The 24,708-nt window shown below is 67.8% G+C and carries 23 protein-coding genes; 8 read left to right on the top strand and 15 right to left on the bottom strand.

Features of this window, described 5'->3' with window-relative positions; all coding sequences use genetic code 11:
* Positions 1–116: 116 nt before the first annotated feature.
* The 6 genes from ccoG to G4D83_RS00090 are packed head-to-tail and all read right to left on the bottom strand — an operon-like array spanning position 117 to position 7,439.
* Positions 117–1,535: a cytochrome c oxidase accessory protein CcoG gene (ccoG, locus tag G4D83_RS00115; RefSeq protein WP_163861090.1), complete on the bottom strand. Its 1,419-nt coding sequence runs from the start codon at positions 1,533–1,535 to the stop codon at positions 117–119.
* Between the two features lie 24 nt (positions 1,536–1,559).
* Entirely contained in the window at positions 1,560–2,108 is a 549-nt protein-coding gene (locus tag G4D83_RS00110) for a cbb3-type cytochrome c oxidase N-terminal domain-containing protein (protein WP_163861088.1), read from the bottom strand.
* Positions 2,101–2,280: a cbb3-type cytochrome oxidase subunit 3 gene (locus tag G4D83_RS00105; RefSeq protein WP_141645468.1), complete on the bottom strand. Its 180-nt coding sequence runs from the start codon at positions 2,278–2,280 to the stop codon at positions 2,101–2,103. The genes G4D83_RS00110 and G4D83_RS00105 overlap by 8 nt, the downstream gene beginning before the upstream one ends.
* A complete protein-coding gene (gene ccoN / locus G4D83_RS00100) occupies positions 2,280–4,649 on the bottom strand; it encodes a cytochrome-c oxidase, cbb3-type subunit I (RefSeq protein WP_163861086.1) in 2,370 nt (789 codons plus the stop codon). The genes G4D83_RS00105 and ccoN overlap by 1 nt, the downstream gene beginning before the upstream one ends.
* A gap of 4 nt (positions 4,650–4,653) precedes the next feature.
* Positions 4,654–4,848 carry a cytochrome oxidase gene (locus tag G4D83_RS00095; RefSeq protein ID WP_163861084.1) on the bottom strand — a complete coding sequence of 65 codons (195 nt, stop codon included), beginning with the start codon at positions 4,846–4,848 and terminating at the stop codon, positions 4,654–4,656.
* Positions 4,845–7,439: a heavy metal translocating P-type ATPase gene (locus tag G4D83_RS00090; protein ID WP_163861082.1), complete on the bottom strand. Its 2,595-nt coding sequence runs from the start codon at positions 7,437–7,439 to the stop codon at positions 4,845–4,847. Before G4D83_RS00090 ends, G4D83_RS00095 begins: the two co-directional genes overlap by 4 nt.
* Positions 7,440–7,487: 48 nt before the next feature.
* Here G4D83_RS00090 and G4D83_RS00085 point away from each other — a divergent pair, with 48 nt between their 5' ends.
* The 3 genes from G4D83_RS00085 (at position 7,488) to G4D83_RS00075 (ending at position 10,336) form a co-directional block, all read left to right on the top strand.
* Positions 7,488–8,189, top strand: coding sequence for a sulfite exporter TauE/SafE family protein (locus tag G4D83_RS00085; protein WP_163861080.1), 702 nt, complete (start codon positions 7,488–7,490; stop codon positions 8,187–8,189).
* Between the two features lie 98 nt (positions 8,190–8,287).
* Positions 8,288–10,096, top strand: coding sequence for a DUF885 domain-containing protein (locus G4D83_RS00080; RefSeq protein ID WP_163861078.1), 1,809 nt, complete (start codon positions 8,288–8,290; stop codon positions 10,094–10,096).
* An 81-nt stretch (positions 10,097–10,177) separates the two neighbouring features.
* Complete coding sequence (locus G4D83_RS00075) at positions 10,178–10,336, top strand: hypothetical protein (RefSeq protein WP_163861076.1); 159 nt, start codon at positions 10,178–10,180, stop codon at positions 10,334–10,336.
* A 26-nt stretch (positions 10,337–10,362) separates the two neighbouring features.
* On the opposite strand, the gene G4D83_RS00070 is transcribed toward G4D83_RS00075, so the two are convergent.
* Positions 10,363–11,178, bottom strand: coding sequence for a hypothetical protein (locus G4D83_RS00070; protein WP_163861074.1), 816 nt, complete (start codon positions 11,176–11,178; stop codon positions 10,363–10,365).
* A 47-nt stretch (positions 11,179–11,225) separates the two neighbouring features.
* Positions 11,226–11,642, bottom strand: coding sequence for a YciI family protein (locus tag G4D83_RS00065; RefSeq protein ID WP_163861072.1), 417 nt, complete (start codon positions 11,640–11,642; stop codon positions 11,226–11,228).
* Between the two features lie 379 nt (positions 11,643–12,021).
* On the opposite strand from G4D83_RS00065, the gene G4D83_RS00060 reads away from it, so the two are divergent.
* Positions 12,022–12,609, top strand: a complete 588-nt coding sequence (locus G4D83_RS00060; RefSeq protein ID WP_163861070.1) for an SRPBCC family protein — start codon at positions 12,022–12,024, stop codon at positions 12,607–12,609.
* 94 nt (positions 12,610–12,703) lie between these two features.
* Here G4D83_RS00060 and G4D83_RS00055 read toward each other — a convergent pair whose 3' ends face one another.
* Positions 12,704–13,936, bottom strand: a complete 1,233-nt coding sequence (locus tag G4D83_RS00055; RefSeq protein ID WP_163861068.1) for an acetyl-CoA C-acyltransferase — start codon at positions 13,934–13,936, stop codon at positions 12,704–12,706.
* Positions 13,937–14,108: 172 nt separating this feature from the next.
* On the opposite strand from G4D83_RS00055, the gene G4D83_RS00050 reads away from it, so the two are divergent.
* On the top strand, positions 14,109–14,723 hold the full coding sequence (locus G4D83_RS00050; RefSeq protein ID WP_163861066.1) for a TetR/AcrR family transcriptional regulator: 615 nt from the start codon (positions 14,109–14,111) through the stop codon (positions 14,721–14,723).
* Positions 14,724–14,785: 62 nt separating this feature from the next.
* On the opposite strand, the gene G4D83_RS00045 is transcribed toward G4D83_RS00050, so the two are convergent.
* From G4D83_RS00045 to G4D83_RS00035, 3 genes are all read right to left on the bottom strand, one after another.
* Positions 14,786–16,084: a YecA family protein gene (locus tag G4D83_RS00045; RefSeq protein WP_163861064.1), complete on the bottom strand. Its 1,299-nt coding sequence runs from the start codon at positions 16,082–16,084 to the stop codon at positions 14,786–14,788.
* Between the two features lie 134 nt (positions 16,085–16,218).
* Entirely contained in the window at positions 16,219–16,962 is a 744-nt protein-coding gene (locus G4D83_RS00040) for a hypothetical protein (RefSeq protein ID WP_163861062.1), read from the bottom strand.
* 74 nt (positions 16,963–17,036) lie between these two features.
* On the bottom strand, positions 17,037–18,131 hold the full coding sequence (locus G4D83_RS00035; protein ID WP_163861060.1) for an oxidoreductase: 1,095 nt from the start codon (positions 18,129–18,131) through the stop codon (positions 17,037–17,039).
* A gap of 524 nt (positions 18,132–18,655) precedes the next feature.
* On the opposite strand from G4D83_RS00035, the gene G4D83_RS00030 reads away from it, so the two are divergent.
* Positions 18,656–20,479 (top strand): hypothetical protein, encoded by a 1,824-nt coding sequence (locus G4D83_RS00030; protein ID WP_163861058.1) that lies wholly within the window; start codon positions 18,656–18,658, stop codon positions 20,477–20,479.
* A gap of 471 nt (positions 20,480–20,950) precedes the next feature.
* Here G4D83_RS00030 and G4D83_RS00025 read toward each other — a convergent pair whose 3' ends face one another.
* On the bottom strand, positions 20,951–21,697 hold the full coding sequence (locus G4D83_RS00025; protein WP_163861056.1) for a class I SAM-dependent methyltransferase: 747 nt from the start codon (positions 21,695–21,697) through the stop codon (positions 20,951–20,953).
* Positions 21,698–21,835: 138 nt separating this feature from the next.
* Entirely contained in the window at positions 21,836–22,339 is a 504-nt protein-coding gene (locus tag G4D83_RS00020) for a type III secretion system effector protein (protein ID WP_163861054.1), read from the bottom strand.
* On the opposite strand from G4D83_RS00020, the gene G4D83_RS00015 reads away from it, so the two are divergent.
* Positions 22,317–22,601: a hypothetical protein gene (locus G4D83_RS00015; RefSeq protein WP_163861052.1), complete on the top strand. Its 285-nt coding sequence runs from the start codon at positions 22,317–22,319 to the stop codon at positions 22,599–22,601. The genes G4D83_RS00020 and G4D83_RS00015 overlap by 23 nt on opposite strands.
* Positions 22,602–22,980: 379 nt before the next feature.
* On the opposite strand, the gene G4D83_RS00010 is transcribed toward G4D83_RS00015, so the two are convergent.
* Positions 22,981–24,351 (bottom strand): leucine-rich repeat domain-containing protein, encoded by a 1,371-nt coding sequence (locus tag G4D83_RS00010; protein WP_163861050.1) that lies wholly within the window; start codon positions 24,349–24,351, stop codon positions 22,981–22,983.
* A gap of 177 nt (positions 24,352–24,528) precedes the next feature.
* Here G4D83_RS00010 and G4D83_RS00005 point away from each other — a divergent pair.
* Positions 24,529–24,708: hypothetical protein (locus tag G4D83_RS00005; protein ID WP_163861048.1), on the top strand; the 180-nt coding region annotated here is incomplete at its 3' end.

Here is a 24,708-nt window from a genome sequence, read left to right as displayed (position 1 = left end):
GCCCCACGTCTCATTCCAAGGCGCGTGCCACCCCCGTCGCCCGAGTCCCTCGGACCTCCCCGCAGAATTCGCGGGGGCCGCCGAGGCACGCGCAGGACTTTCGCGAGCCTGCTCCCTCAGCGACGCGGCGACGGCGGCCCGAGGAAGCGCGCATCCATCCGCTTCACTTCACCGGAAGCGGAGTCCGTCACCTCGACGAGGAAGGTGAACGGAAGCTCCACGCTCCCCTGTGGGACGAGGATGAACAGCGGCACCCGGAAGCTCTCCAGCGAAGCGAGTCGCACCTGGGCCTGCGGTATCACCACCTGCGCGGAGTCCGGGGCCCGCGCTGAGATGGAGAACGTGGATGCCTCCGGGTTCTTGTTCACCAGGTGCAGCTCGAACTGGTTGCGCACCGTCCCTGTCTCCACCAGGTACGGCGTGCCCTGGAAGCGCAGCAGGTTCGCCTCGAAGGGGATGCGCCTCGCCACGCTCCACACGAGTCCCCCGGCGGAGGCGAGCAGCAGCGCCCCATACAGCACCAATCGGGACCGCCACGTGCGGCGCGCCTCGCCCGCGAGTCCGTTGAGCGAGTCGTAGCGGATGAGCCCGCGCGGGCGCCCCACCATGTCCATCACCTCGTCACAGGCGTCGATACACTGCGCGCAGGCCAGACACTCCATCTGCGAGCCGTTGCGGATGTCGATGCCCGTGGGGCACGCGGTGACACACTTGAAGCAGTCCACGCAGTCGCCCTTGGGCGGCGCGGGCCGCGTGGGGAGGACCTTCAGCAGTCGTCCCCGAGGCTCACCCCGTCGCGCGTCGTACCCGACGATGAGCGAGTCCGCATCCTGCATCGCCGACTGGAGCCGGCCATAGGGGCACACCACCACGCAGAGCTGCTCCCGGAACCACGCGAAGTTGAAGTACAGCGCGCCCGTGACGGCCATGGCCCAGGTGAACGCCACCGGAGCCGCGGCCGGGCCCTGGGCCACCATGGAGACCAGTCCTCCGGCGGACACGAAGAGGCTGAGCGCGGCGTGGGCGATGAGCAAGGACACGCCCACGTAGGCACCATGCTTCACCACCGCGCGCGCCACCCTGCCCGCCGTCCACGCCGTCCCCTCCTGGCGCAGCCGCCGCTCGCGAGGCCCGTCGATGAGCCGCTCCAGCGGCCGATAGAGTCCCTCCAGGAACACCGTCTGCGGACACGCCCAGCCGCACCACACCCGGCCCAGCCACGCCGTGACGAACAGCAGGCCGAAGCCCAGCGCGGTGCACAGGAAGAGGACCCGCCAGAAGTCCTGCGCGTTGTATGTGGCGCCGAAGAGGAAGAAGCGTCGCGCCGCCACGTCCAGGTGCACAGCGGGGTGTCCACCCACTCTCACCAGTGGCAGGGCCACGTAGATGGCGATGAGCACTCCGAACGCCACGCGGCGCCAGGTGATGAAGCGGCCCCGCACGTCCGACGGGTGCACCGCCCGCCGCGAGCCATCCGCGTGGATGGACGAGAGCTGGTCGATGCGGGGGCCTTCCCGCCGTGGAGGTGTCGCCATGTCGGAGTCCTCGTGGCCCGAGCGCTACGGCTGCTCGGGCTCGCCCTGAGGCGCCTTTCCGCCAGCCGCGTTCGTCCCCTTGAGCGTCAAGACGTAGGCGGTGACGGCCTTGACGCGCTCGGCGCCCAGCGTCCGCTCCCAGGCGGGCATACCCTTGGCCACGGCACCCTCGGCCACCACCTTGTGGATGGCCATGGGAGCGCCGCCGTGCAGCCAGAAGCCGTCCGTGAGATTGGGACCGATGAGGCCCTGCCCCTGCGCACCGTGACAGGCCGCGCAGTTGGACTGGAACACGGCCTTGCCGCCGTCCAGCGACGTCGGGTCCTTCACCAGATTCAAGAGCAGGTCATCCGACGCGGGCGTATTGCCGGCCATGCGCTGCGCATGCTCGGCGGACTCCGCGGCGTACTCGCCCAGTTGCCCGGGCCCCGCCTCCGCGATGTGGTACCAGAACCAGTAGCCCGCGCCGAAGACGAGCGTCGTCCACAGGATGAACAACCACCATTTTGGCAGGTGGTTGTCGTGCTCCTCGATGCCGTCATAGATGTGATGAATCAGCGACTTCTCACTCATGACCGCCCTCCCCGCGCTCCGATAACGGCAGCCGCGAGAGCGCGTCGAAGTCCTGGCTCCTGCGCGCTCCGAACACCCAGGCGCAGACGCCCAGGAAGATGGCGATGAACAGGACGAGCGCGAAGAGCGGAAGCTCCTCCAACGTCATGCCCTGGTAGAATTGCTTGTACATCAGCGGCCTCCTCCTTCCTGGGCTCCCGCCGCCGACGCGGTGGGCGCGACCTCCGACGGCGTCGCGGGCACGTCCTGCGGCCCACGACCCAGGCGCTGGAGGTAGGCGACCAGGGCCACCATCTCCGAGTCCCACGCCACCTGGACACCCTGCGTCGCGAGGTCCGCGGCGATGGCCTCACCCTGGGACTTCTGCCGAGCCTCCGCCGAGTCCACGTCCGTGTGGGTGTACGGCACGCCCAGCTTCCGCATCAGCGACAGCTTCTTGGGCGCGTCCTTCACGCGGATGCGGTTCTCCGCCAGCCACGGATAGGGCGGCATGTTCGAGCCGGGACTCGTGGCTCGCGGGTCCATCATGTGCGTGTAGTGCCAGAGGTTCGGATACCGGCCGCCCACGCGGTGCAGGTCCGGTCCGGTGCGCTTGCTTCCCCACTGGAACGGGTGGTCGTAGATGAACTCCTCCGCGCGAGACACGTCGCCATAGCGCTGCGTCTCCGCCACGAAGGGGCGAATCATCTGCGAGTGGCACGTGTAGCAGCCCTCGCGCACGTAGAGGTCTCGCCCCTGGAGCTCCAGCGGGGAGTACGGCTTCTGCGCCTCGCCATGCGCGGGCACCGCCTGCTGGATGAGGATGGTGGGCAGCAGCTCCGCCACGCCACCAATCAGGATGGCCACCAGCGTCAGCACCGTGAAGGCCAGCGGGCGGCCCTCGATGAGCGCGAACCACGAAGGACGGCCCGCCTCGCGGTCCTTGCGCGTGACAATCCAGGCCAGCTCGCCCAGCGCGACGATGGCGCCCATCAGCACCAGCGCGCGCACCGGCTTCGCCCAGCCCAGGAACATCGTCACCGTGAGGATGGCGATGGCGAACACCAGCGGGCGGCCAGTGACGACCTGCACCCAGCCCGGCGCGGGCGTCGTCGTCGCGGTGGGCACGGGAGCCTGGGCCTCTTCCACGATGACGGTGGTCTCTCCGTCGACGGCCTTGCCCGCGCGCGCCGTCTTCCAGAGGTTCCACGCCATCATGCAGAAGCCCACCAGGTACATGGAGCCGCCGACGAAGCGGACGATGTACATGGGCCGGATGGCGAGCAGCGTCTCCACGAAGTTCGGGTACAGCAGCGTCCCGTCCGCGTTCGTGGCGCGCCACATCAACCCCTGGTTGATGCCGCTGATCCACATGGACACGATGTAGAGGAGGATGCCCACCGTCCCCAGCCAGAAGTGCGCGTCCGCCGACCGGGGGGAGTGCAGCTTCGTGCCGTACAGCCTGGGCACCAGCCAGTAGAACATGCCGGCCGCCATGAAGCCGTTCCAGCCGAGCGCGCCGCCGTGCACGTGGCCGACAATCCAGTCCGTGTAGTGCGCCAGGCCGCTCACGGTCTTGATGGACAGGAGCGGTCCCTCGAACGTCGCCATGCCGTAGAACGTCACACCGGCGATGAAGAACTTGAGGACCGGGTCATCGCGCAGCTTGTGCCACGCGCCCTTCAGCGTGAGCAGGCCGTTGAGCATGCCGCCCCATGAAGGGGCCCACAGCATGACGCTGAACACCATGCCCAGGGACTGCGCCCAGTCGGGCAGCGCGGTGTAGAGCAGGTGGTGGGGACCGGCCCAGATGTAGATGAAGACCAGGGCCCAGAAGTGGATGATGGAGAGCCGGTATGAGTACACCGGCCGCTCCGCCGCCTTGGGCAGGAAGTAATACATGATGCCGAGAATCGGCGTGGTCAGGAAGAAGGCGACGGCGTTGTGGCCGTACCACCACTGCACCAGCGCGTCCTGCACGCCGGAGAAGACGGAGTAGCTCTTCAGCCCATCCAGCGGCAGCGCCAGGCTGTTGACGATGTGCAGCACCGCCACCGTGATGATGGTCGCGATGTAGAACCAGATGGCGACGTAGAGGTTCTTCTCGTTGCGCTTCGCCAGGGTCCAGAAGAAGTTGATGGCGAAGACGACCCAGATGACGGTGATGGCCAGGTCGATGGGCCACTCCAGCTCCGCGTACTCCTTGGAGGTGGTGATGCCCAGGGGCAGGCTGATGGCCGCGGCGACGATGATGAACTGCCAGCCCCAGAAGTGGATGTTCGAGAGCAGGTCGGACGCCATGCGCGCCTTCAGGAGGCGCTGCGTGGAGTAGTAGACGCCGGCGAACATCATGTTGCCCACGAACGCGAAGATGACCGCGTTGGTGTGCAGGGGCCGCAGCCGGGAGTACGTCAGATAGGGAATGCCCAGATTGGCCTGCCACCATGCGAGCTGACTGGCCACCAGCGCACCCACCGCCATGCCCACGATGCCGAAGACCACCGCCGCGAAGATGAAGCGGCGGACCGTGGTGTCGTCGTAGACGATTCGCTGTTGTTGCAAGGAGTCACTCCTGGGAAGCCGAAGACGACGGCCCGTCGGAAGACGCGGTGGGGCGAGCCACGCCGTCCTCCTCGAGCGGGAAGAGCGCGAGCCGGTCCGCCTGCTCATGGTCCCGGTGACGCATGCTGTAGATGAACAGCAGCACCGAGCTGGCCACGAGCATCAGGCTCACGAAGACCTGGAGGACCAGGACGTTCATGCGTGCACCTCCGTGGGGCGCGCCAGGGGCGCCAGGCCGCTGCGTGGAGCACGGGGCGCGGACAGGCTCCACAGCGTGAACAGGACCGTGGCGAGGCTCGTGGCGGGCATCGCCACGGCGGCGCGCAGCGGCGTCATCCAGCCCGCGAGGCACACGGCGACGGCCACGACGTTGTATCCGATGGCCAGCATCAACAACCGCCGCGCCACGTGCCGCAGGTGCTTCGACAGCTTGAGCGCCTCACGCAGCGAGGAGAGCCCCTCCCCCACCAGGAAGAAGTCGCTCTTGCCCGGCATCACCGGCCGGTCAATCGCGGGAGTACCGGCGCAGAGTGCCCGCTCGAAGGCGAGGCTGTCGTTGACGCCGTCGCCCAGGTACAGCGAGTCCGTCGCGCCGAGACGCGACACGGTACAGGCCTTGTCCTCGGGACGAAGGCCGCCCAGGGCGCGTTCCGGGGGCACGCCCAGGGAGCCCGCAAGCTCGCGCACGCGCGCGGGGGCATCGCCCGAGATGAGCCACACGGCATGGCCCTCCTCCTGGAGCGCGAGGACCTCCCTGCGTGCATCCGGCCGGAGGGCCTCACGCACCGGGAACGCGGCGACAGGGACTCCCTCGCGAGAGAGCACGGAGCCCCGAGGCCCATCGGCACGCATCGGCGCACGTGGAAGGACGGGAGTTCCGCTGTCCGTGCCAGGAAGCGTGATGCCCGCTTGCGCTGGGGCAGGCTCACTTCCCGCGTCGGGCCGTGACGTGACGCCAGTTCGCGGCGAGGCCGTTTCTCCGAGTCCTGCTTCGAGCGACACGGCACTCGGAACGACGCTATCGCATACCTGGTGCCAGTCGGCGCGGCCCAGACGCCACGACACGCCGTCTCGCATCCACTCCAGGCCCTGGCCTGGATGCTCCGTCACCCGCGCCTCCGGAACGAAGCGCGCGCCCGTTCGCGAGAGCGCGTCCGAGAGACAGCGACTCACGGGATGATTGCTGCGCGCGGCCAGATTGAAGGCCACATCGCGCTCTTCATCCGAGAGCACATCCAGCGAGGTCCGGTCCGCCAGCTCCATCCGCCCGAGCGTCAGCGTCCCCGTCTTGTCGAACAGCACCTGACGCACACGCGGAAGGCGGTCCAGCAGGTCCGTGGCCCGGATGAAGAAGCCCTCGCGACGCAAGCGCGCCTGCACCAGTTCATAGGCCAGCGGCGTGGCGATACCGATGGCGCACGGGCACGTCACCACCAGCAGCGCCACCGCCACCTCCAGCGCCTTGTCGGGCCCCGACGGCCACCACAGCGCGAGTCCCAGCGCCGACACGGCCAACACCGTCACCACCCAGCGCCGCGACACAGCCTCCCAGAAGCGAGTGTGCCCCGCGCTCCGACCCGTTCCGTCCGGCGCGCGGCGCAGCAGCGCCACCAAGGGCGAGTCCTGGAACGACTGTCGTGCCGTCGCACGCACCGCTTCGCGCCCCGCATTGAATGCGCCCGCGGGCAGCGGTTCTCCCACTGCCACCTCGCGCTCGTCCGGCTCTCCCGTCATCCAGTCCGTGGAGACTCGCGCGCTCGCATCGAGCAACTCCGCATCCACGGGCACCAGGTCCCCAGGAGCGATGACGAGCAGGTCGCCTTCAGCGACCTGGGTGACTCGCACGGTGGAGAGCCGCTCGCCTTCTTGCCGCCGAACGAAGAGTCCCTCCGCGCCGTCGTCCTCCAGCAGGAAGCGGCGGTTGCGCTCCAGGACGCGCTGCTGGAGCCAGCGTCCCACCAGCATCAGCGTGACGAAGGTGTTGAGGGTATCGAAGTACGCGAGGTCACCGCGTCCACCCCGGGCCTGCACCAGCGAGGTGCCGAACACCAGGAGGATGCCCAGCGCGATGGGCAGGTCCAGGTGCGGCACGCCTCGACGAAGTCCCTGCCACGCCGAACGGAAGAACGGCCACCCACCCACCATGACGACGAGCGCGGACAGCGCCAGGCTCAGCCGCGTGAAGAGCTGGAAGACCTCCGCATCCTCCGGCGTGAGCCCCACGTAGAAGCTCACCGAGAACAACATCACGTTCATCGAGAGCGCCACGCAGATGCCCAGGCGGATGGGCAAATCCAGACTCGCGGGCGCGGGCCGCTTGCGACTGGGACCGAAGAGATAGCCGAAGCCCTCCACCGTCCGCAGGAAGCCGCCCACGTCGAAGGCCCCGCGCTTCCACTGCATGCGCGCCTTGCCCAGCGCGGGGTCCACCGTGAGCCCCGCGCCTCCAGGCTGACGACGGAACAGCTCGTTCATCAGCCAGACACAGGCCGCGCAGTGGATGCCCTGGACGTCCAGCTCCAGCGAGCACAGCGTACCCGGCGCCGCCTCCGCGCGAGCCACCAACGGCTCCAGCCACGCGAGGCCGCGTCCTCGCGCGGGCTCCGCCGCGGGCGCCGTCTTCCCACCCGTGAGCTGGTAGTAGCGAGTCAGCCCCTGCGACACCAGCAGGCCATGCACCACCTCGCACCCCGCGCAGCAGAACTCGCGCGAGGTTGTGCCCTCCGGCACGCGGCTGCCACAGTGGAGGCAGACGGCCACGTCAGGCCGGATTTGCGCGGAGTCGAGCATGCGAGCTGTCACCTTGCGAACGGCATGCCCGTTGCGAAGGACCTGCTCATGCCCACCGACGTTCCGCTGATGCTGGCCTCGCTGACTCCGACTCCGACACTCGTCACAGGCGCGCTCGGTGCGCTCACGGTGGGGCTCACGGGCAGCGTGCACTGCTTCCTCATGTGCGGACCGCTCGCCTGCGCGGGGCTGCCGTCGATGCGTGGGCCCGAGAGACGCCGCGCGCTGCTCGCCTATCAGGGCGCTCGCCTCGGGGCGTATGCGCTCGTGGGCGGCGCGCTGGGCGCACTGGGTGGCGGTGTGACTCGCGCGCTCGCCGTGTCCACGCGTCCCTATCTCCCGTGGCTGATGGCGGCGGCGCTGGTGGCATCCGCACTGGAGCTGGGAAAGCGCCTGCCTCCCCTGCCTGGGCTCGCACGAGTGGCGAGCGCCCTCTCGCGCTGGAGCGCAAAGTTTTCGTGGGCGGGTCGCGCGAGCGCAATGGGTGCGGTGACGCCCTTGCTGCCGTGTGGACTGCTCTACGGCGTGCTCACCGTGGCGCTCGCGAGCGGCTCGTTCGGCGGTGGCGCACTGGTGATGGGGGCCTTCGCACTGGGAGGGCTTCCAGCGCTGCTCGGCGCACAACTTCAAGCCAGGTTGTGGAGCAAGCGACCCCGGCTCTCGGATTTCCTGCTTCGTCGGGCAATGCCGCTCGTGGCGGCGGCGGTGCTCGTCTTCCGCGCGGTCGACACCTCGCCCCACTGCCACTGAGGGTCGGCTCCAGCTTCGCCAGGCGTGGGGTGCGCTTGTCGCACGCGAGGGCATCGGCGAGGCTCCCGGCGCCGCCCCCTCTCTCCCGCCGAGGAACGATGACCGCGCCGCGCACCCCGAGCACCCTCGCCGCGTTGCTGTTGCTGTCCGCGAGCTGCACCACGTCGCGCCCACCGTCACAGAGCGAAGCTCCGTCCGCGGCCGTCATCCAGGCCGCCGCGACGCTCACGCCGGCCCAGGTGGCGCTGCGCGCTTTCGTGGACGCCCACTTCGACGAGCAGTTCCGTCGCCTCCCGCTGTCGGCCACTTCCGCGGGCGTCCACACGTATGACGGCGAGCTGCGCGGCTTCACCGCCGAGGAACGCGCGTCACACCTCGCGTACCTCAAGGGCCGGCTCGCCGCGCTGCCGACGGCGGTGGACCGGAGCGCGCTTCCGCCCCTGGACCGGGCCGACTACGACATCCTCGAGAACCACTTCCGCTCGCGCATCCTGGACCACGAAGAGGTGCGCTCGTGGGAGCGCAACCCCAACACGTATCTGAGCCAGGCCTCCAACGCGGTGTTCCAGCTCATCAACCGGGACTTCGCGCCGCTGGAGCAGCGCATGCGCTCGGCCGTGAGCCGCATGACGAAGGTGCCGGACCTGTTCGCCGCCGCGCGGACGTCCCTGAAGAATCCCCCGAAGCTGTGGACGGAGATTGCCCTCCAGCAGGCCCAGGGAACCCGCTCACTGTACGCACAGACGCTGCCCCAGGCCTTCGCGCCGGTGAAGGACGCCGCGCTGAACGAGGCGTTCAAGAAGGAGCAGGCGCGCTGCCTCACGGCCATCGACGCGTACATCCAGTTCCTGAAGGAGGACCTGCTGCCCCGCTCCAATGGGAACTACGCGATTGGAGAGGAGACCTACCGCAAGAAGCTGCTCTACGAGGAGGGCGTGACGGAGAGCATCGACTCGCTGCTCACGTGGGGGCAGGCGGAGATGAAGCGCACGCAGGCCCAGTTCAAGGAGGTGGCCGGTCGACTGGGGCCCGGCAAGGCGCCCATGGACGTGTACCGGGAGCTGAGCAAGGAGCACCCGACGCCCGCGGAGCTGGTGTCCAGCACCACGGCCACGCTGGAAGAAATTCGAGCGTTCCTCATCCGTGAGCGCATCATCACCGTGCCCAGCGAAGTGCGCGCGCAGGTGGCGGAGACGCCATCCTTCAATCGCTCGCTGTCCTTCGCGAGCATGAGCACGCCCGGCCCGTTCGAGAAGCAGGCCACGGAGGCGTACTACTACGTGACGCCGCCGGACCCGACGTGGAACGCCGAGCAGACCGAACAGCACATGAGCTTCTACAACCACCATGCGCTGCCGCTCGTCTCCATCCACGAGGCCTACCCCGGCCACTACGTGCAGTTCCTCTGGACGAACCGGGTGGAGTCCAAGGTGCGGCGCCTCCTGGGCTCGGGCTCGTTCTCCGAGGGCTGGGGGCTGTACACCGAGCAGATGATGCTGGACGAGGGCTACGGTGGACGCTCGGGCGTGGGGGCCGACAAGCTGCGCCTCAACCAGCTCGCGCTCTACCTCCAGCGCCTGGCGCGCTACGTCGCGGGCCTGTCCCTGCACACGCGCGGCATGACGTACGAGCAGGCGGTGAAGCTGTTCGAGGAGGAGGCGTTCATGACGAAGACGAACGCGGAGCGCGAGGCTCGCCGGGGAACGTCGGACCCCACGTACCTGGTCTACGCGCTGGGCAAGAAGCTGCTGATGGAGCTGCGCGAGGACGCGAAGGCGCAGTGGGGCAAGGACTTCTCCCTCCAGCGCTTCCACGACGAGGTGGTGTCGTACGGCTACCCGCCCGTGCCCATCGTCCGACGATTGCTGCTCGGCGAGGAGCCCGCAAAGCCGGCCCCGCAGGAATGAGGACTGGCGGCCGCGCTGTACCTCTGTCCAATGTCCTTGACTGGCTTTGAACCCCGTCAGGACAGACAATGGTTTCCCACCTTGGTCCATTTCGGCACGGTGACGGCGGGCAAGTTCGTCGGAGCGAGAGTGGTCCGCGCCACCGAGTTCCTCAACACGGACCTGGATGCCTGCTACACCCCGGAGGGCCTCCAGCAAATCAGCGGGCCCAGCACGCTGAACATCGCCAGCCTGCTCTAATCCAGAGTCGACGAGGTGCGGCGCCGTCAGCCCAGCAGCCCCTGGATGACGGCCTCCCGCATCACCTCGGCGAGCACCTCCACACCCTGGAGCGTGTTCGCCCGCCGCACCGACACGTCCCCCGTCGCCATCTGCGTCGAGTCCGCCACCACGAAGGGCAGCGCACGCCGCCCCAGGCGAAGCAGTCGCTCGTCGTGGAAGGCCTCCGGCGCGCGTTCACACAGCATCCGCATGAGCATCGTCATGTTCGCGATGCGCGAGGGCTGCATCGCGGCACCCAGACACGAGTAGTCCATGCCGTGCTCGTTCAGCACCGCGCTCCGGCCATCTCTCGCGAAGACGTAGATGAGCTGAGACGTCTCCTCCGTCTCCTGCCGCACCGTCTTCGCGCCCGTCTTGGGCATCACCAGCCCATGCGTGGCGATGGCCAGCCCGTAGGCCTTGGCCACATCCAGCTTGCTCGCCTGTTCCTTGTGCTCGCTCTGGGTGCGCACCGAGCTCGCCGCCCGGAGGACCGCGGCGACTTCGCTCCACGCCAGCTCCAGCGGCTCTCCGGCCCTCGGCGTGAAGGTCACCGTGTCCTCGCCAAACGTCACGCGGCGCGCCACCACCCGCCCCTGACCGAGCCCCCGCTCGTCCACCGCCAGCACCGACAGCCCCATGCCCCGCAGCGACGTCACCAGCGCATCCGCCGCCGCCGGCTCCAGCCGCGCCAGCAACGCGGGCGGCTCCGGCGCCAGGCGCATCCGAGCCTCCGCGGGCGCCATGCCCGTCGCGGACGCCAGGGCCATCGCCGCCGCCTGCATGTCCGACGGCGCCTCCACGAGTGCGACCACCTTCATGTGCCCACCTCGGCCTTCGCGAATCGCCCCAGTGGAGCACGTTCGACTCAGGACCGCGAGCGCGCCACGTGCGGCTCCTGCTCCACGACGTCTTGAGTCGACTCGGGAAAGTCCGCGGGCTCGAACACCTGACGCAGCTCGATTTGCGCGTCCGCGCTCCCTGGCGAGTGAGGCCAACGCCGCGCCCACTCCATCGCCTCCTCCTGCGTCTTCACTTGAATCATCCAGAATCCGGCAATCAGCTCGTTCGTCGCCGTGAAGGGCCCGCTCGTCACCGTCCGCTTGCCTTGTGAGAAAGCGATGCGAGCGCCCCGAGAACTGGGATGCAGACCCGCCGCGTCCAGGAGGACCCCTGCCCGGACCAGCGCATCGTTATAGCGGTCCATCTCGTTGATGAGCGCCTCGCTCGCTGGCGCTCCCGTCTCGGTGTCCTGGCTGGCCTTCAGCAGCAGCATGAATCGCATCGTCGCGTCTCCTCATCGGTGCCCGAACCCAGCCCCCGACACCGTTCCGCTCGAAATCGAGCCTGGGATTCCACCCATGCGACGAACGAGACATCACGGGTTCGACACTCCCGAGTTCCCCACCCGGACGCCGGGTATGCGACCTGGTCCGACCCTGGGGCCTCTGGCGGCCGTGGATTTATCCGGGCATTTCTCCGGGGAGGAAATCGCCTGCAACTCCGACAGGTTGCGCCGTCATGAAGGGCAAAAACAGGGGTCGTGTCGATCCTCCCGAAGCCCGTTCGTCGCCGCATTGAAGCCGGGATTCCAACCCACCAGGAGGCTCACCGGAGACCCCGGGGCCTCCCTTTTTCCCAACATCCAGCCAGGAGTGATTCACATGGCCAAGCTCATTGGTATCGCTGTCGTTGTGCTCATCGCCGGCGTGCTTGCCTTCATCACCAGCCGCCCTGACAGCTTCCTCATCACCCGCACGCGACAACTCGATGCGTCACCCGACGCCGTCTACGCGCTCATCAACAACTTCGCCCTGTGGCGCCAGTGGTCGCCCTACGAGAACGTCGACCCGAACATGGAGCGCGAGTACTCGGGCCCCGCCGCGGGAGTCGGCGCTCGCTACGCGTACAAGGGGAACCGGAACATCGGCGTGGGACGGATGGAAATCCTGGAGAGCAAGCCGGGTGAGCGCATCGACATCCGCCTGGAGTTCATCGAGCCCTTCGCCGCCGTCAATCAGGCGAACTTCGTGCTCGAGGCGTCCGGGAAGGGCACGCGCGTCACCTGGAACATGTCCGGTCCGAACACCTTCATGGGCAAGGGGATGATGGCCTTCGGCCTCATGGAGTCCTTCATCGGCAAGCAGCTCGAGAAGGGCCTGACGGACCTGGAGACCGCCGCGCGCGCCGCCGACTTCAAGGCCACGCAGTCCGCGCAGGCGGAGCCGCTCACGGCCTCGCCCGCCCACTGAAGACCTGGGACTCCTTCGACGGCCACCTATTGGAGCCCCAGGGCCCCTGGGGAAACTGACGATGATGCTGATGATGTTGCTCGGGCAGTTCGGCTCAGCCGCGCTCGATGATCGCCGCCACCGCCTGCCCGCCACTGGTGCAAAGCGTTACAAGCGCCAGCGATTTCCCCCGTCGCTCGAGCTCATCCAGGGCCGTCCCCACGAGAATGCTCCCCGTCGCTCCCAGCGGGTGGCCCAGGGCGATGGCGCCGCCGTTGACATTGACCTGATTCAAATCAATCTCCAGCGCCCGCGCCGTCTGTAGCACCACCGCCGCGAACGCCTCGTTGATCTCCCAGAGGTCGATGTCGCGAGCCTTGAGCCCCGCGGCGTCCAGCGCCTTGCGCGCCGCGAGCGCAGGCCCCGTCAGCATGAGGACAGGGTCACTTCCCACGGCGGAGACGGCTCGCACGCGCGCCCTCGGCGTCAAGCCATGCGCGCGCACGTAGTCCTTCGACGCCACGAGGATGGCGCCCGCGCCGTCCGCGATACCACTGGCCGTGCCCGCCGTGTGCAGATGGCGCACGGCGCCCGCGCGGGGATAGGCCCGCAGCGCCAGCTCATCCAGCGTCTCGCCTTCAGGCCCTTCAGCCCGAGCGCCGAGCTGGGTGAAGGCCGGAGCGAGCGCGGCCAGCTTCTCCGCCGTCGTCTCCGCTCGGGGGTGGTCATCCACCGCGAGCAGCACCTCGCCCGTCTGGGGGTGCTTCACGGGGAACAGGCCGCGCTGGAAGCGCCCCTCCGCCTGGGCTTGCACGGCGAGCTGCTGCGAGCGCAGACCGAAGGCATCCAGTTCCTGCCGCGTGAAGCCCTCCAGCGTCGCGATGAGGTCGGCGGAGATGCCCTGCGGCACCTGGAAGAAGCGCCGACGCAGGTCGACGTTGCCACCATCCGTTCCGCCACCGTCCGCGTTGAGGCCATAGCGGCTCATCTGCTCGACGCCGCCCGCGACGACGAGCTGCTGGGCTCCGGACGCCACGCCCATGGCCGCCAGCGACAGGGACTGGAGGCCCGAGCCGCAGAAGCGATTGAGGCTGAAGCCCGGGATGCTGATGGGCCACCCCGCGGCGAGCACCGCGTTGCGCGCGATGTTCGCGCCCTGCGCCTCGATTTGCGACACGACGCCCACCACCACGTCATCGATATCCGAGACGTCCACGCCCGTGCGCAGCGGAAGCTGCTTCAGCGTCTGGGCCAGCAGCTCCTGCGGGTGCAGGCCGCTGAGCGCGCCCTTGCCGGGCCTGGCCCGGGCACGGGGAGTACGGACCGCATCCAAGATGTAGGCATCCATCGACGAGCCCTCCATTCGCGGGGTGGCTCCACGCCCGACCCCTGTGAAGCAACCATATTACGCACATAATATGGTCGCAATGCGAAGGCGGCGGGCAGGCGGGCGGTCCCCGTCAAGGGGCGGCGGACGACGCGATGACGTGTATAATGGTGTACAGCGAGGTGAGATTCCGATGCCCCATCCCCCGGAACAGAAGCAGTCCACGCACGAGCGAATCCTGGAAGCGGCGGGAGGGTTGTTCCGCCAGAAGGGCTTCCTGGGGACGAGCGTGGACACGGTGATGCGCGCCGCGGGCCTCACGGTGGGCGGCTTCTATGCGCACTTCGGTTCGAAGCAGGCGCTGCTCATCGAGGCGCTCCAGCGCATCATGAGCCGTCAGCGAGTGGACTGGCCGCAGGGGCTGGAGGACCTGCGAGGCGAGGAGTGGCTGAGCCACCTGGTGCGCCGCTATCTCTCGCGGGCCCACCGCGACGCGGAGGTTCCCGTCTGCCCGCTGCCCGCCGTGCTGTCCGACGTGGTGCGCGGGGAGTCCGACCTGAAGGAAGCGCTGGCGCACGAGCTGAACCTGACGGCGGAGGCGTTCACCAAACACCTGCCCTCGGATGAGCGCGCCAGTGCGAGGGAGCGGGCCCTGGCGACGTACGCGCTGTGTGTCGGCGCGCTGACGTTGGCCAAGGCGACCGCGGGCACGGCGCTCTCTGACGAGTTGCTCAAGGCGTCTCGTCGTGTCGCCGTGCTGGCGGCGGATACGTCGCCGGCCCCGGGAGACAGCAAGTCGACGTCGTGAGGTGGGTTGGCGAGGCATGGTGACGGCCTCCTCGCCGTCACCATGCTCGGTGGATGCGTGTGTCACTCCACTGGAGCGGCGCGCAGCTCCACGGGATGGGTGCGGAGCCAGTCCTGACACCGGCGGATGCGTTCGGCCGCCGAGGGCAGCCCCATCTGGAGCAGGAGCTCTCGATAGGGCTCGAAGCTCTCCGGCGTCCAGGTGGTGAGGGCCTTGAGGTCGGCGAGCGCCACCATCTCCTCCGCCGAGCGCCCCATCGCCTCCTGCCGCGCGGTGAGCAGCGCGGCCAGGGACATGCGCGCGGGCTCGGCCTCGAAGGCGATGGCCGCGTCCGCGTACCAGGCACGCAGGGCCTCATCGACCGAGGCATCCTGGGCCCTCTCACGCATGCGCCCCAACATCCCCGTGAGGAACTCCTCGTCGAGCGCGCCCTTCACGCCGCGCAGGAGCGCCGTCACCGCCTCGCGACGCACCGGCGGCTCGGCATCCTGGGGCAGTCCCTTCAGGGCCTGCATCGGCTCCCAGAGGACACAGGTGAGCCACAACTCCTCCTCGGGAGCGAACACGGGCGGAGTGGACGGCTCGCGCATCTTCAGCTCGACCCGGGTGGCGCGCTCCTTCGCTTCGCGAGCGATGCGCTCGGCGAGCCCCGGGTCTTCCTTCACGTAGTCCACCAGCGCATCCACGTCGCCCTCACGGGCCTGCTGGAGCGCCTTGCGCGCCTCTTCCGACAGCGAGGCGTCATCCATCCCGTTGGCCAGTGCCTCGTACTTCGCCATCCACTCCTTGTGGTGGGTGCTCCACTCGCGGAACTGGACGTCGAACACGAGGTCGAGGACGGGGTTGTCCTCCATGCGCGTCTTGCCCACCCGCTTCGACGCGGCGGCGAGCAGGCTGGCCGCGCGAAGGGCCCGCCGGTCCTCCGAGGAACGTCCCGGCTCTCCGGCGCGGCCGTGCAGCGTGGCCGTCAGCTTCTCCAGGAAGGACCTGGTCGCGAGGGCCTTCACCGTGCTCACCAGCAGCTCCCGGCGCGCGCTGGCCGCGTCCAGGACTTCGTCCTCGGAGATGCGCGCGAGGGCCTCGCCCACGTGCTTGTCGAAGGACTCGGTGTCGAAGCGCAGGCCGGGCACGGGGCCCCACTCCGCGAGCAGGCGGGCCACCCGGTCCAGCGCGGCGGACAGGTCGCCGACGTCCGGATTCTTGAGCAGCTCCATCGCGGCGCGGAAGTCCTCTTCGAGCGGACTGGAAACAGCGGAGGGAGGCGCGGCGCGCGAGCGGTCTTCGGCGGCGTGGCAGACCTTGTACTTCTTGCCACTGCCACAGGGACACGGGTCATTGCGACCGGGCTTCTTCGAGCTCAAGGAGATGTGCCTCTCGGCTCGCGGGGGCGAGCGTTGGAATCCGGCGCGCACCGTAGCAGGAGGTGGACGGGTCGGGGCGAACAGGCAACACCCCTCCCCTGTCCAGTGGACGCTCGCGCGCCCGGTGCGTCCGCTCAGTAACTCGAGGCCTCGTAGAACCGCTGGTCCGAGCACCCATTCGTACTGGAGATGGTGACCCGTCCCCACAGGTACGCCATCTGGGTTGGACCGATGCCGCCGTAGGTCTCCTTGTACGCACAGCACGAGCCGGAGAACGGGCCTTCCTGGTCGTATCGCTCGTAGTAGTAGCCCGGCCCCATGTCCAAGGCCTCCGCGTACACGTGCGTGTTCAGCGTCTTGATGAAGAGCGAATAGGGCGCGGGCTCCGTCCAGCGGCCCTTGGCGGTGACCTCACCCAGCAACATGTGGGGCGCGTTGTTGAAGACGACGTCGGGCTCGAAGACGCCCCCGCAGAAGTCGAGGCCGAAGCTCGCGACGCCGCCCGGTGGGCTGGAGACCTTGGGCTGCGATACGGGAGGCGGCAGCGAGCCGCCTGGAGCCGAAGCCTCGCGGAGCTGGGCCTCCAGGTCCTGGAGGCTCCGCGCGTTGACTTCGAGCCGAGCCGCCGAGGCGTGCGGTGCCTGCTTGAGCAGCGACTCCCGCTCGGCGCGCGTCTTCCGCAGCACATACTCGAGGCCCTCGACGCCAAAGCCGATGCGCTCACGGCCACCACCCACCCTCGGCCGCTCCCAGACGCCTCGCTCCACTTCCGTCCACGAGCCCTGCGCCGCGACCTCTCGGGCCTCGTCTCCAGGCGTTCCACCACAGGCGACCATCGAGACCACCACGGTCGAAGCCACCACGAGCGCGTTCCTCATTCACGAACCTCTTCGGTGCATGTCCCACGGGATTGCAGGAGCAACTCACCTAACAGGTTCGTGCCGAGGCCCCATCAACTGCCCGTCAAATCACAAACATCGGAGAAGGCGCTTCGTTCCTCCGAGGTGAGGTCGAGCGGGCATGCGCGGCCCTCTCGCGATGACTGGAGCGCGGCCTCCAGCACGGCGGCCACGGCGATAGCCTGCACGGGCGTCACGGGGTTGTGGCCCGTGCCGCGCACCGCGTCGCGAACGCCCGCGTAATAGCGGCGGTAGTCGCCCTTGGGCGTGGCCGTCGTCCTGGCCTCTCCAGAGCTTCCGACGAGGAAGCGCCCAGGCGAGGCGTCCTCGCCCCAGTCCGCGGCCCCCGGAAGCTCGCCGGCGATGAGCCGGTCCGCCTGCGAGTCCATGCCGTGCTTCAGCCAGGAGCCCCGAGTGCCATGCACCGCGAAGCGCGGCATACCTCCCGCGATGAGCATCGAGGCCTGGAGGAGGACATGACGCTGGGGATAGACGAGGGTCACCTGGCACCAGTCGTCCACGGCGGCGGCGTCCCGATGGGCCGCGAGCATCCCCACCACGCTGTCAGGCAGACCGAACAGTTGAAGGACCTGGTCGACGAGGTGGGGACCCAGGTCGAACCAGATGCCCGCCCCGGGGACAGGCTGCTCACGCCAGCGCTGGCGGACCTCCGGCCGGAAGCGGTCGAACCGCGACTCGACGTAGGTGACGCGGCCCAGGGTGCCCTCCGCGAGCAGGGCTTTCAGCGCGAGGAAGTCACTGTCCCAGCGCCGGTTGTGGAAGACCGAGAGCACCCTGCCCTGCTCCTGGGCAAGCGCGGCCAGTGCGCGTGCTTCGGCCAGGGTGAGGGTGAACGGCTTGTCGACGACGACGTGCTTGCCAGCGCGGAGCGCGGCTCGCGCGAGCGGGACGTGCGTCTCGTTCGGCGTCGCCACCACGACGAGGTCCACGTCCGGGTGCGTGGCCGCATCGCGCGCGGACGGAATCACTGTCACCTCCGGCAGGTCCGCATGGACGTCCTCGGGCCTGCTGGACGCCACCACGCGCAATGACAGTCCCTCCACGGTGCGCAGCAGCGGAGCGTGGAAGGACTTGCCCGCGAAGCCGTAGCCCAACAGGGCGACGCGGAGGGGGGCGGGCTCGCTCATGGCAGGGGCTCGCTCAACAGAGGCTTGACTGGCATCACGCGGGTCTCAGGTCAAACGAGCTGAAGCAATGGTCACCAGACTGATGCATGGCCCAAGGTTCGACGCATCCCACATCCCGGTCAACCACTCCCAACCGCGTCCGCACCGGACGCACATGCGTCTGAGACGGACGCCCCCAGCGCCCGAAGAGGACTCCCCTCATCCTGAAGGAGAGAGACCGGCGGGCTCTCGGACGCCTCAGGGCACCACCCTGTCGACAGGACGTCCGGCACGGTCCCTGCACCAACGAGAGCACCGCCTGACTCAGCAGCGCACCGGACCGAGCATGGATATGGGCCCCCCTGCCCCCACGCCGGACAGCGACGACCTGCACGGCGCCCCCCTCTGACAACGACGCGGTGAACACCCTGACGCAGTAGCGACTTGAGCCATCGACTCGGAGGCATCACATGAACTGCACGATATGCAAGAGGCCCCTGGCGACCATCCCCAACAACGGAAGCCAGGACCCATGCAAGGACTGCGTGACGCTGGTCCTCAAGCAACTCCCCACGGACAAGAAGTCGACCTCAGTCGAGGCAATCGGCGCGGCGCTCAAACGCATACAACCTGGCTACCCCGCCAGCGCAATCGTGAAGTTCGTGGTCCTGGAGTTGCAAAAACGTCCCCCAAAACTCAAAGCAAACAAGGCACCCCCTCCCGCCGCGGCAGCGGCACCGACCGCGGCTGCCGCGGCGGGCATGGCCGCGGCGGGGGCCGGGGCAAACGCACCTCCCCAACACGTCCTATCCAACCCGATTGATTCAGCGCGAACTCAACTCGAAATCGACAGATTCTACGCCAGCACGCTGAGACTCAAGTACCTGGACATTGCCGTGCACACACGCGACGCGGGGGGCCTTGGAGATCTGATCAACTGCCTCCAGACGAGCACCATTCTCGTGGACGAAGAGGAAAGCTGGAGAGCCACTCCTCACTGTGGGCATAAAGACTTTGACGTCATGTCAGCGTGCTTCACAAAGCTCAAGCCCTCCTTCAACGTCAGTGCCCTCAAGGTCGATATAGCAACCGCCATGCAAAACGACTCAGAGCATGATGGAACAATCATCGAGTACTCGATGGCCAAACCCGCGATACTCAATCCGAAATTGCGATGCTCGGGGCTGGCTGCTCATGAAATGGGGATCATGATCAACGCGAGACTGCGCACGCCCCTGCCCCTGTCCGACCTGGCCCTGACACAGCCTGACCTGAAGAAACTCCTGGAAGAGTGCTCCAAGTCGCACAAACCGCCCAGACTCTTCTTTGGCTACGGCGCCGGCAAGCACAACAACACCCACTTCAACCTCCTCCTGGACCGGGTCTTCCACGACGACTCAATCACTTCAGCCGTGATACTCCCAGTCAACCATCTTCAGGACCACCTCGAGAAATACCTCAGGACCAACGACCACAACACGTTGATCCCCGACCTCAGGAAAAACCACGACATCACCAAACTCAAGACCTGCCAACATGCGACATTCCTGCTGGGAAAGAGGGTGATTCATGTCATCAACATGAACCAAGGATGCACGGTTCCATACGACGACATGCTTCAACTCTGGCGGGCAGCAGACCGGTCCTTCACCATCACCGAGGGAGACCAGTCCTTCAGCGAAGCCATCTCCGCTGGCATCCCCATGGCCTACCAACTCTGGCATCCCGGTAATGGTATCGTGCATAAGCAGCCGCTGTTCGATGCGCTCCTGTCGGCTTGCGCCACCAAATACCCGGCCGTCAACGCTTTCCTGCAAAACTGCCGGGACTACTCAGGCGCCGCCGCCAAATCCAGTGCCGCGACTGTGGCCGTGGGCGCCGCGCCAGCAGTTGCCTCGCCCGTCCAACGAAAGATGGAGCTCCTGAAGAAAATCATCCAGGACTGCAACAACCCGAAGTTCATCAAAGACTACGTGAAGTTCACGGAGGAACTGGCCGAAGAACACTCGATTTCACGACATCTCCAGGGCTTCGTCCAACGCCTCTGGCTCAGGAAGGCCCACAACGACAACCTCCTGACTGAGTTGGACAGCAAACTCAGAACCCTCTTCGCCCTGGAGGACGCCAACGACTCGGACGCGATGAGGCCACTTCTCCACAGGCTGCGTGAAGAAATCCGCGCCGCGAACATCAAACTGTTCAATCAACACGGAGGGGTCATAGCCAACCAAGGTGCGGCCTCAGCTGAAGACAGCCCAATCAGGGCGAAGCGCATCGAGGCCATTGGCCAGGTCGCGAAGGGACCCGGCGAGGGTCCCCAACCGATGCTCCAGCCCATCCTCGGCCTCATCGCGGACTATCTGCCTTGAGGAGGACGCCCCACCGGCGAGCATCAAGACAGATGCCTCGTGACAATGGCTCACGATGGGCTCATGGGTCCAGACACCAGAGCGGGTTGTCCGCCGACCCCTTGGACAGGAGCGCCATTGGGGTAGAAGGCGGGCGCGCCCCTGCCCTGCCTCCTATCCAGACGGGGCGCGGCAGGAGCCTGGCTGTCTTGGCTGGCTGTGACGGTTTGAGCTTCGACACCCCTCCCTCCCCCTTCCCCTACATCAGCACTCGCCCCCTTCGGGTGGTCAGCTCGGCACGTCAGCCGAGGCGACATCTTCCCTGACACAGGGGGATAACAGCCCTCACCCAATGCCAGAACAAAGGCGGCGCGAGACCCTGCCTTTATCTCCAGCAGGCACACGTCTGCCCGGCCCAGGACCATGTCGGCGCTCTCGCGCGAGCCCGCTCCGTGGTGAGGGTGGCGGTCTCGCGTGTCGCGGGTCCGGGGCTCAGGCCCCGCAGCGGGCACGGATGCAGATGAACCCGGGGGCCTGTGACAGCTCCTCGAACAGCCTTGGGTCCACCCCCTTCATGTCGTCGAGAGGCTTGGGTTCGACGACCCGCTCGAGCATCCAGCCAGTCTCGGACAGCGCGTTGAGGATGTCGGCGAGCGGGCGACGATAGCCCTGTACGTAGGGCTTCGGCTCGCCGAAGCCTGACCAGTACATCCCGAAGCGCGTGGTGTCGAAGTAGGTGCCGTCGCCGCGACAGCGCACGTCGTTCCAGTCGCGCATCGGGTGTCCCATGGAGAACACGAGCAGCGCGCCGGGCCGCGCGACGCGGCGGAACTCGCCGAACACCGGGGCCAGGTGGCGCACGTAGTCGAGCGCGAGCGAGCAGATGATGCGGTCAAAGGACTCCGAGGGCAGCCAGTCGAGCGGCGCCGACAGGTCTCCGGTCCGGACTTCCACCGGGAGGCCCGTGCAACGCGCGAGGGCGAGCGGGACCATCTCCGGCGTCACGTCGAAGGCGTGGACGGTCGCGCCACCGCGCGCGAGCTTCTCGCTACAGAAGCCCGGTCCACAGCCGGCGTCGAGCACGCGCAGTCCGGTGACCTCACCCAGCAGCGCCATCGTCGCCGGCCGTTCGTAGAGCGCGTTGTGTGGCTTGGTCAGCGCGAACGTTGAGTAGCGCTCCGCGAAGGTGGAGTACGCGGCGAGGCCGAGCGACTCGTCCACCTCGTTCGTGTCGTCCATGCGCGGTCTCCCAGGTGAAGGAGACCACGCTACCCTACCTCCACGATGCCAGGGAGGAGCACGGACCCAGGACGCCTCCTGCGCGCCAACGCGGCGGCGGGCCGCGCCACGGAGTCCTCGGGTCGTCGCCGATTCACCTCAGCCATACTTCAGCGCGCGCCGCTCATCGATGACCTCCTGCGGGTGCAGCCGCAGGTAGCGCAGCAGGTCCTGGGCGAATTCGCCCGAGTGTCCGAAGCGGACGCCCAGGCGGTGCTCGGCGCGCAGGGTGTTCTCCGAGAGGTCCGTCCCGCGGATGGTCTCGTACTCCTCCCGGTTGTTGTAGTCACACAGGGGGAACTGGCCGCGGGACGTGCCATGGGCGTTGTGCAGGGCGTGGATGAGCTCGTGGGCGATGGTCAGGAACAGCGGCGTGGCCAGGGGATTCTTCAGGCCGTCGAACGCGACGAATGACGCGTCCGAGATTCTCGGGTCGATGGCGATGATGGAGCCGCTGCCGGAGTCCGGGAGCCTCGGGAGCTCCGTTCCGGTGATGATGTCGATGTTGGCCTTCGCGCTGCCCATGGCCTGGGCCATGCCCTGAATCGTCCCCGCCTCCGGCGACTTCCTCCTGACGGAGGTGACGGACTTCGACTGGGACACCTTCCACCTCTTCACGCCCTACGTGGGCGCGGAAGAGGTCCGGAAGTGGCTCGCCATTGATGGGTCCGGCGCCAGGGACGTCCCTGAAATGGAGTGCCTGCTCGTCTTCGTGAAGGGAGGCGGGGTGGTCATGGACCCCGACTTCTCCCGGACGAAGGGCGACTTCTCATCCATCAGGAAGTCCCGCTTCACGCGGGAGGAGGCGCGGTTCACCGCGCCCAAGAACGGCAAGGCCCTCACCCACGCGTCGGATTCTCCCTGAGCGGGCCCGCGTTGGTTGGCCCGGTGCTCGCCTCTGAACCAAAGCCCCCACCAGCCGGCACCAAGCCGTCCAACACCTCCGACGTCTGCACGGCGAGCGGATACCCCTCGAGTTCGTGCACCCGTCCCCTGCGACCGGCACCTGGGAGGAGCTGCCTCCGCCCCCGGACATGGGAGCAGCCCAGTTCCGTGGGCACCCGAGATGTGATGGACGAAGTCCGGGATGTCCGCGAAACCCGGGCAAGCTCAGTCACGGCGCGACGCTGCGTGGCGGACGACTCGAGCCCGCCGCGGTGCGCGGAAGCGAGTGCGGAGCGACGGTTCGCCGCGGAGGGAGCCGGCGGCCCCTGACGCCTGACGAATCGGCTCCGGGTCGCGATTCAACGCTCCCGGACCGAGCCAGTCAGCGAGTAGTCCTGGGTCCGGAATCCCGTACCAAAGCGGCCGACGAGTTTGGCCATGTGTTCGGGCGAAACAGGTGACGTGACGACTCCTGTCAGACGCGGCATGCCCTTCGCGCTCACGAGCGCAGCGATGACAGCATCCAGATCGGCTTCCTCGACCTCCTCATCCTGACTCATGGCCGTTGCGTCGAAGTCGAGGTGTAGCTCGGTGAGGTTGGGCAAGTCGGCGCGGCCGAGGCTGTCCGCGGTCGTGTGGTTGACCTCCAGACGGAGCTCGCGCAGGCGCGGCAGGCGCCGAGCGACGAGGCCTTGCTGCGACGCCGTGAGGTCGTTGCTCAGGGTCAGAGACTCGAGTGCGGCAAGGAGCTGAGACCGTCCAAACCCGGTGAGGGTCGTGCTCGAAAGATTGCAGCGCCGTAGGCGCAGGTGGCGGAGAGCGGTCAGGTAGGGAGACGCGATGAGGGCCGCGAGCTCGTCATCCTCGACCTCCGAGAGAACGAGGTGCTCGACGGTCGTCATGCGTGCCGAGGCGGCGATGATCGCGACGGCTCCCGGGACGTCGCCCAGACCGAGATGAGCGACGGCCAGGCGCGGCGACGTGATGAGCGCCGAGAAGCCGGGGCCAGGCAAGGCCGAGTCGCCGGCATCGTCGAATCCGAGACAGCCCTCGAGATCGAGCCCACGAAGGCGAGACAGGCTCGAGGCCCGGGCCAGGGCGTGGCAACCCTCTTCGCCAATCTCGGAACGTGCGAGGTCCAAGCAGGCCAACGCGGGCAGGTCGAACAGACGACTCAGCCCCGCCGGGCCGATGCCGACACGTGGGAGCGCGAGGCTCTCCAGACGCTCGAGACCGGCGGCAGCGAGAAGGTCGGCCAGATCATCACCCACGGGGATGTCACCATCCTGGGCGTCGGGCATCGCGAGGCCGAAGCGGCGCAAGTGGGTCATCTTGCGCCGAGCCAGCGGCTCGTATGCCTCGACCGTGTGGAGCCCGACGGCCAGCTCGAGTTCGTCCAGGTGATGCAGGAGCGGTGACGCAAGCACCTCGGCGACCCCCGTGACACCGAGCCAGTTGCAGTCGATGCGCAGCTCGGAGATGGCCCGTAGCCGAGAACACCGGGTGAAGGCGGGCACCAGGTCCTCGGACCCGAAACGCTCGTTGATCCAGGCGCGATGGAGGTCGATCCAGGACTCGGCGACTTCCCTCTTGATACCGCGAGCCATGCGGCCTGCCAGGACTTCGTCGAGTCGAACGAGCCCCACCACGGACAGACGCGACTCGACGGCGACGTCATCACGGATCAGCTGTCGCGCGACGAGCTCAAGGGGCCAGGGCCGTTGGAGCATGGTCGGAGAAGTATCGCCGAGTCTGGCGCGGCGGCAAGTGGTGTTCGCGTGATGCGCGGCGTGGTCGCGCGACGGTCGGCGAGCGAACGTAACTGTTCGCCGTGCCCCGTCCCGGCGCCGCTCCGCCTCCCGGAAGAATGGGCGAGTGAGCAGGCCAGCACCGACGGGTGGGACGGCATGTGCTGGCGAGAATGGAAGGTGGGCTTCGACTTCGTTGTGCGCTTTCGCAAGTGTTGCGAGGCAGGCTGGTTGATGGACGAGCGCTCCGCCTGGTTGATGGGCATCACCGAGCGCGAGCGTCAGCGAGCGCGCTCGGTGATGGGAGCGGCCTACAGAGCGGCGGCGTCGGTGTCGAGC

Source organism: Myxococcus eversor (genome assembly GCF_010894455.1).
Taxonomy (GTDB): Bacteria; Myxococcota; Myxococcia; order Myxococcales; family Myxococcaceae; genus Myxococcus; species Myxococcus eversor.
Note: the sequence above shows the minus strand (reverse complement) of the source record. Positions and strands in the feature narration are given on the sequence as shown.

Coding starts and splice junctions, on each gene's coding strand:
- G4D83_RS00055 (WP_163861068.1), bottom strand. CDS start 13,936: ATGGATGCCTACATCTTGGATGCGGTCCGTACTCCCCGTGCCCGGGCC.
- G4D83_RS00065 (WP_163861072.1), bottom strand. CDS start 11,642: ATGCGATTCATGCTGCTGCTGAAGGCCAGCCAGGACACCGAGACGGGA.
- G4D83_RS00085 (WP_163861080.1), top strand. CDS start 7,488: ATGCCCACCGACGTTCCGCTGATGCTGGCCTCGCTGACTCCGACTCCG.
- G4D83_RS00060 (WP_163861070.1), top strand. CDS start 12,022: ATGGCCAAGCTCATTGGTATCGCTGTCGTTGTGCTCATCGCCGGCGTG.
- G4D83_RS00040 (WP_163861062.1), bottom strand. CDS start 16,962: ATGAGGAACGCGCTCGTGGTGGCTTCGACCGTGGTGGTCTCGATGGTC.
- G4D83_RS00010 (WP_163861050.1), bottom strand. CDS start 24,351: ATGCTCCAACGGCCCTGGCCCCTTGAGCTCGTCGCGCGACAGCTGATC.
- G4D83_RS00095 (WP_163861084.1), bottom strand. CDS start 4,848: ATGAACGTCCTGGTCCTCCAGGTCTTCGTGAGCCTGATGCTCGTGGCC.
- G4D83_RS00110 (WP_163861088.1), bottom strand. CDS start 2,108: ATGAGTGAGAAGTCGCTGATTCATCACATCTATGACGGCATCGAGGAG.
- ccoG (WP_163861090.1), bottom strand. CDS start 1,535: ATGGCGACACCTCCACGGCGGGAAGGCCCCCGCATCGACCAGCTCTCG.
- G4D83_RS00070 (WP_163861074.1), bottom strand. CDS start 11,178: ATGAAGGTGGTCGCACTCGTGGAGGCGCCGTCGGACATGCAGGCGGCG.
- G4D83_RS00050 (WP_163861066.1), top strand. CDS start 14,109: ATGCCCCATCCCCCGGAACAGAAGCAGTCCACGCACGAGCGAATCCTG.
- G4D83_RS00080 (WP_163861078.1), top strand. CDS start 8,288: ATGACCGCGCCGCGCACCCCGAGCACCCTCGCCGCGTTGCTGTTGCTG.
- G4D83_RS00025 (WP_163861056.1), bottom strand. CDS start 21,697: ATGGACGACACGAACGAGGTGGACGAGTCGCTCGGCCTCGCCGCGTAC.
- G4D83_RS00035 (WP_163861060.1), bottom strand. CDS start 18,131: ATGAGCGAGCCCGCCCCCCTCCGCGTCGCCCTGTTGGGCTACGGCTTC.
- G4D83_RS00090 (WP_163861082.1), bottom strand. CDS start 7,439: ATGCTCGACTCCGCGCAAATCCGGCCTGACGTGGCCGTCTGCCTCCAC.
- G4D83_RS00105 (WP_141645468.1), bottom strand. CDS start 2,280: ATGTACAAGCAATTCTACCAGGGCATGACGTTGGAGGAGCTTCCGCTC.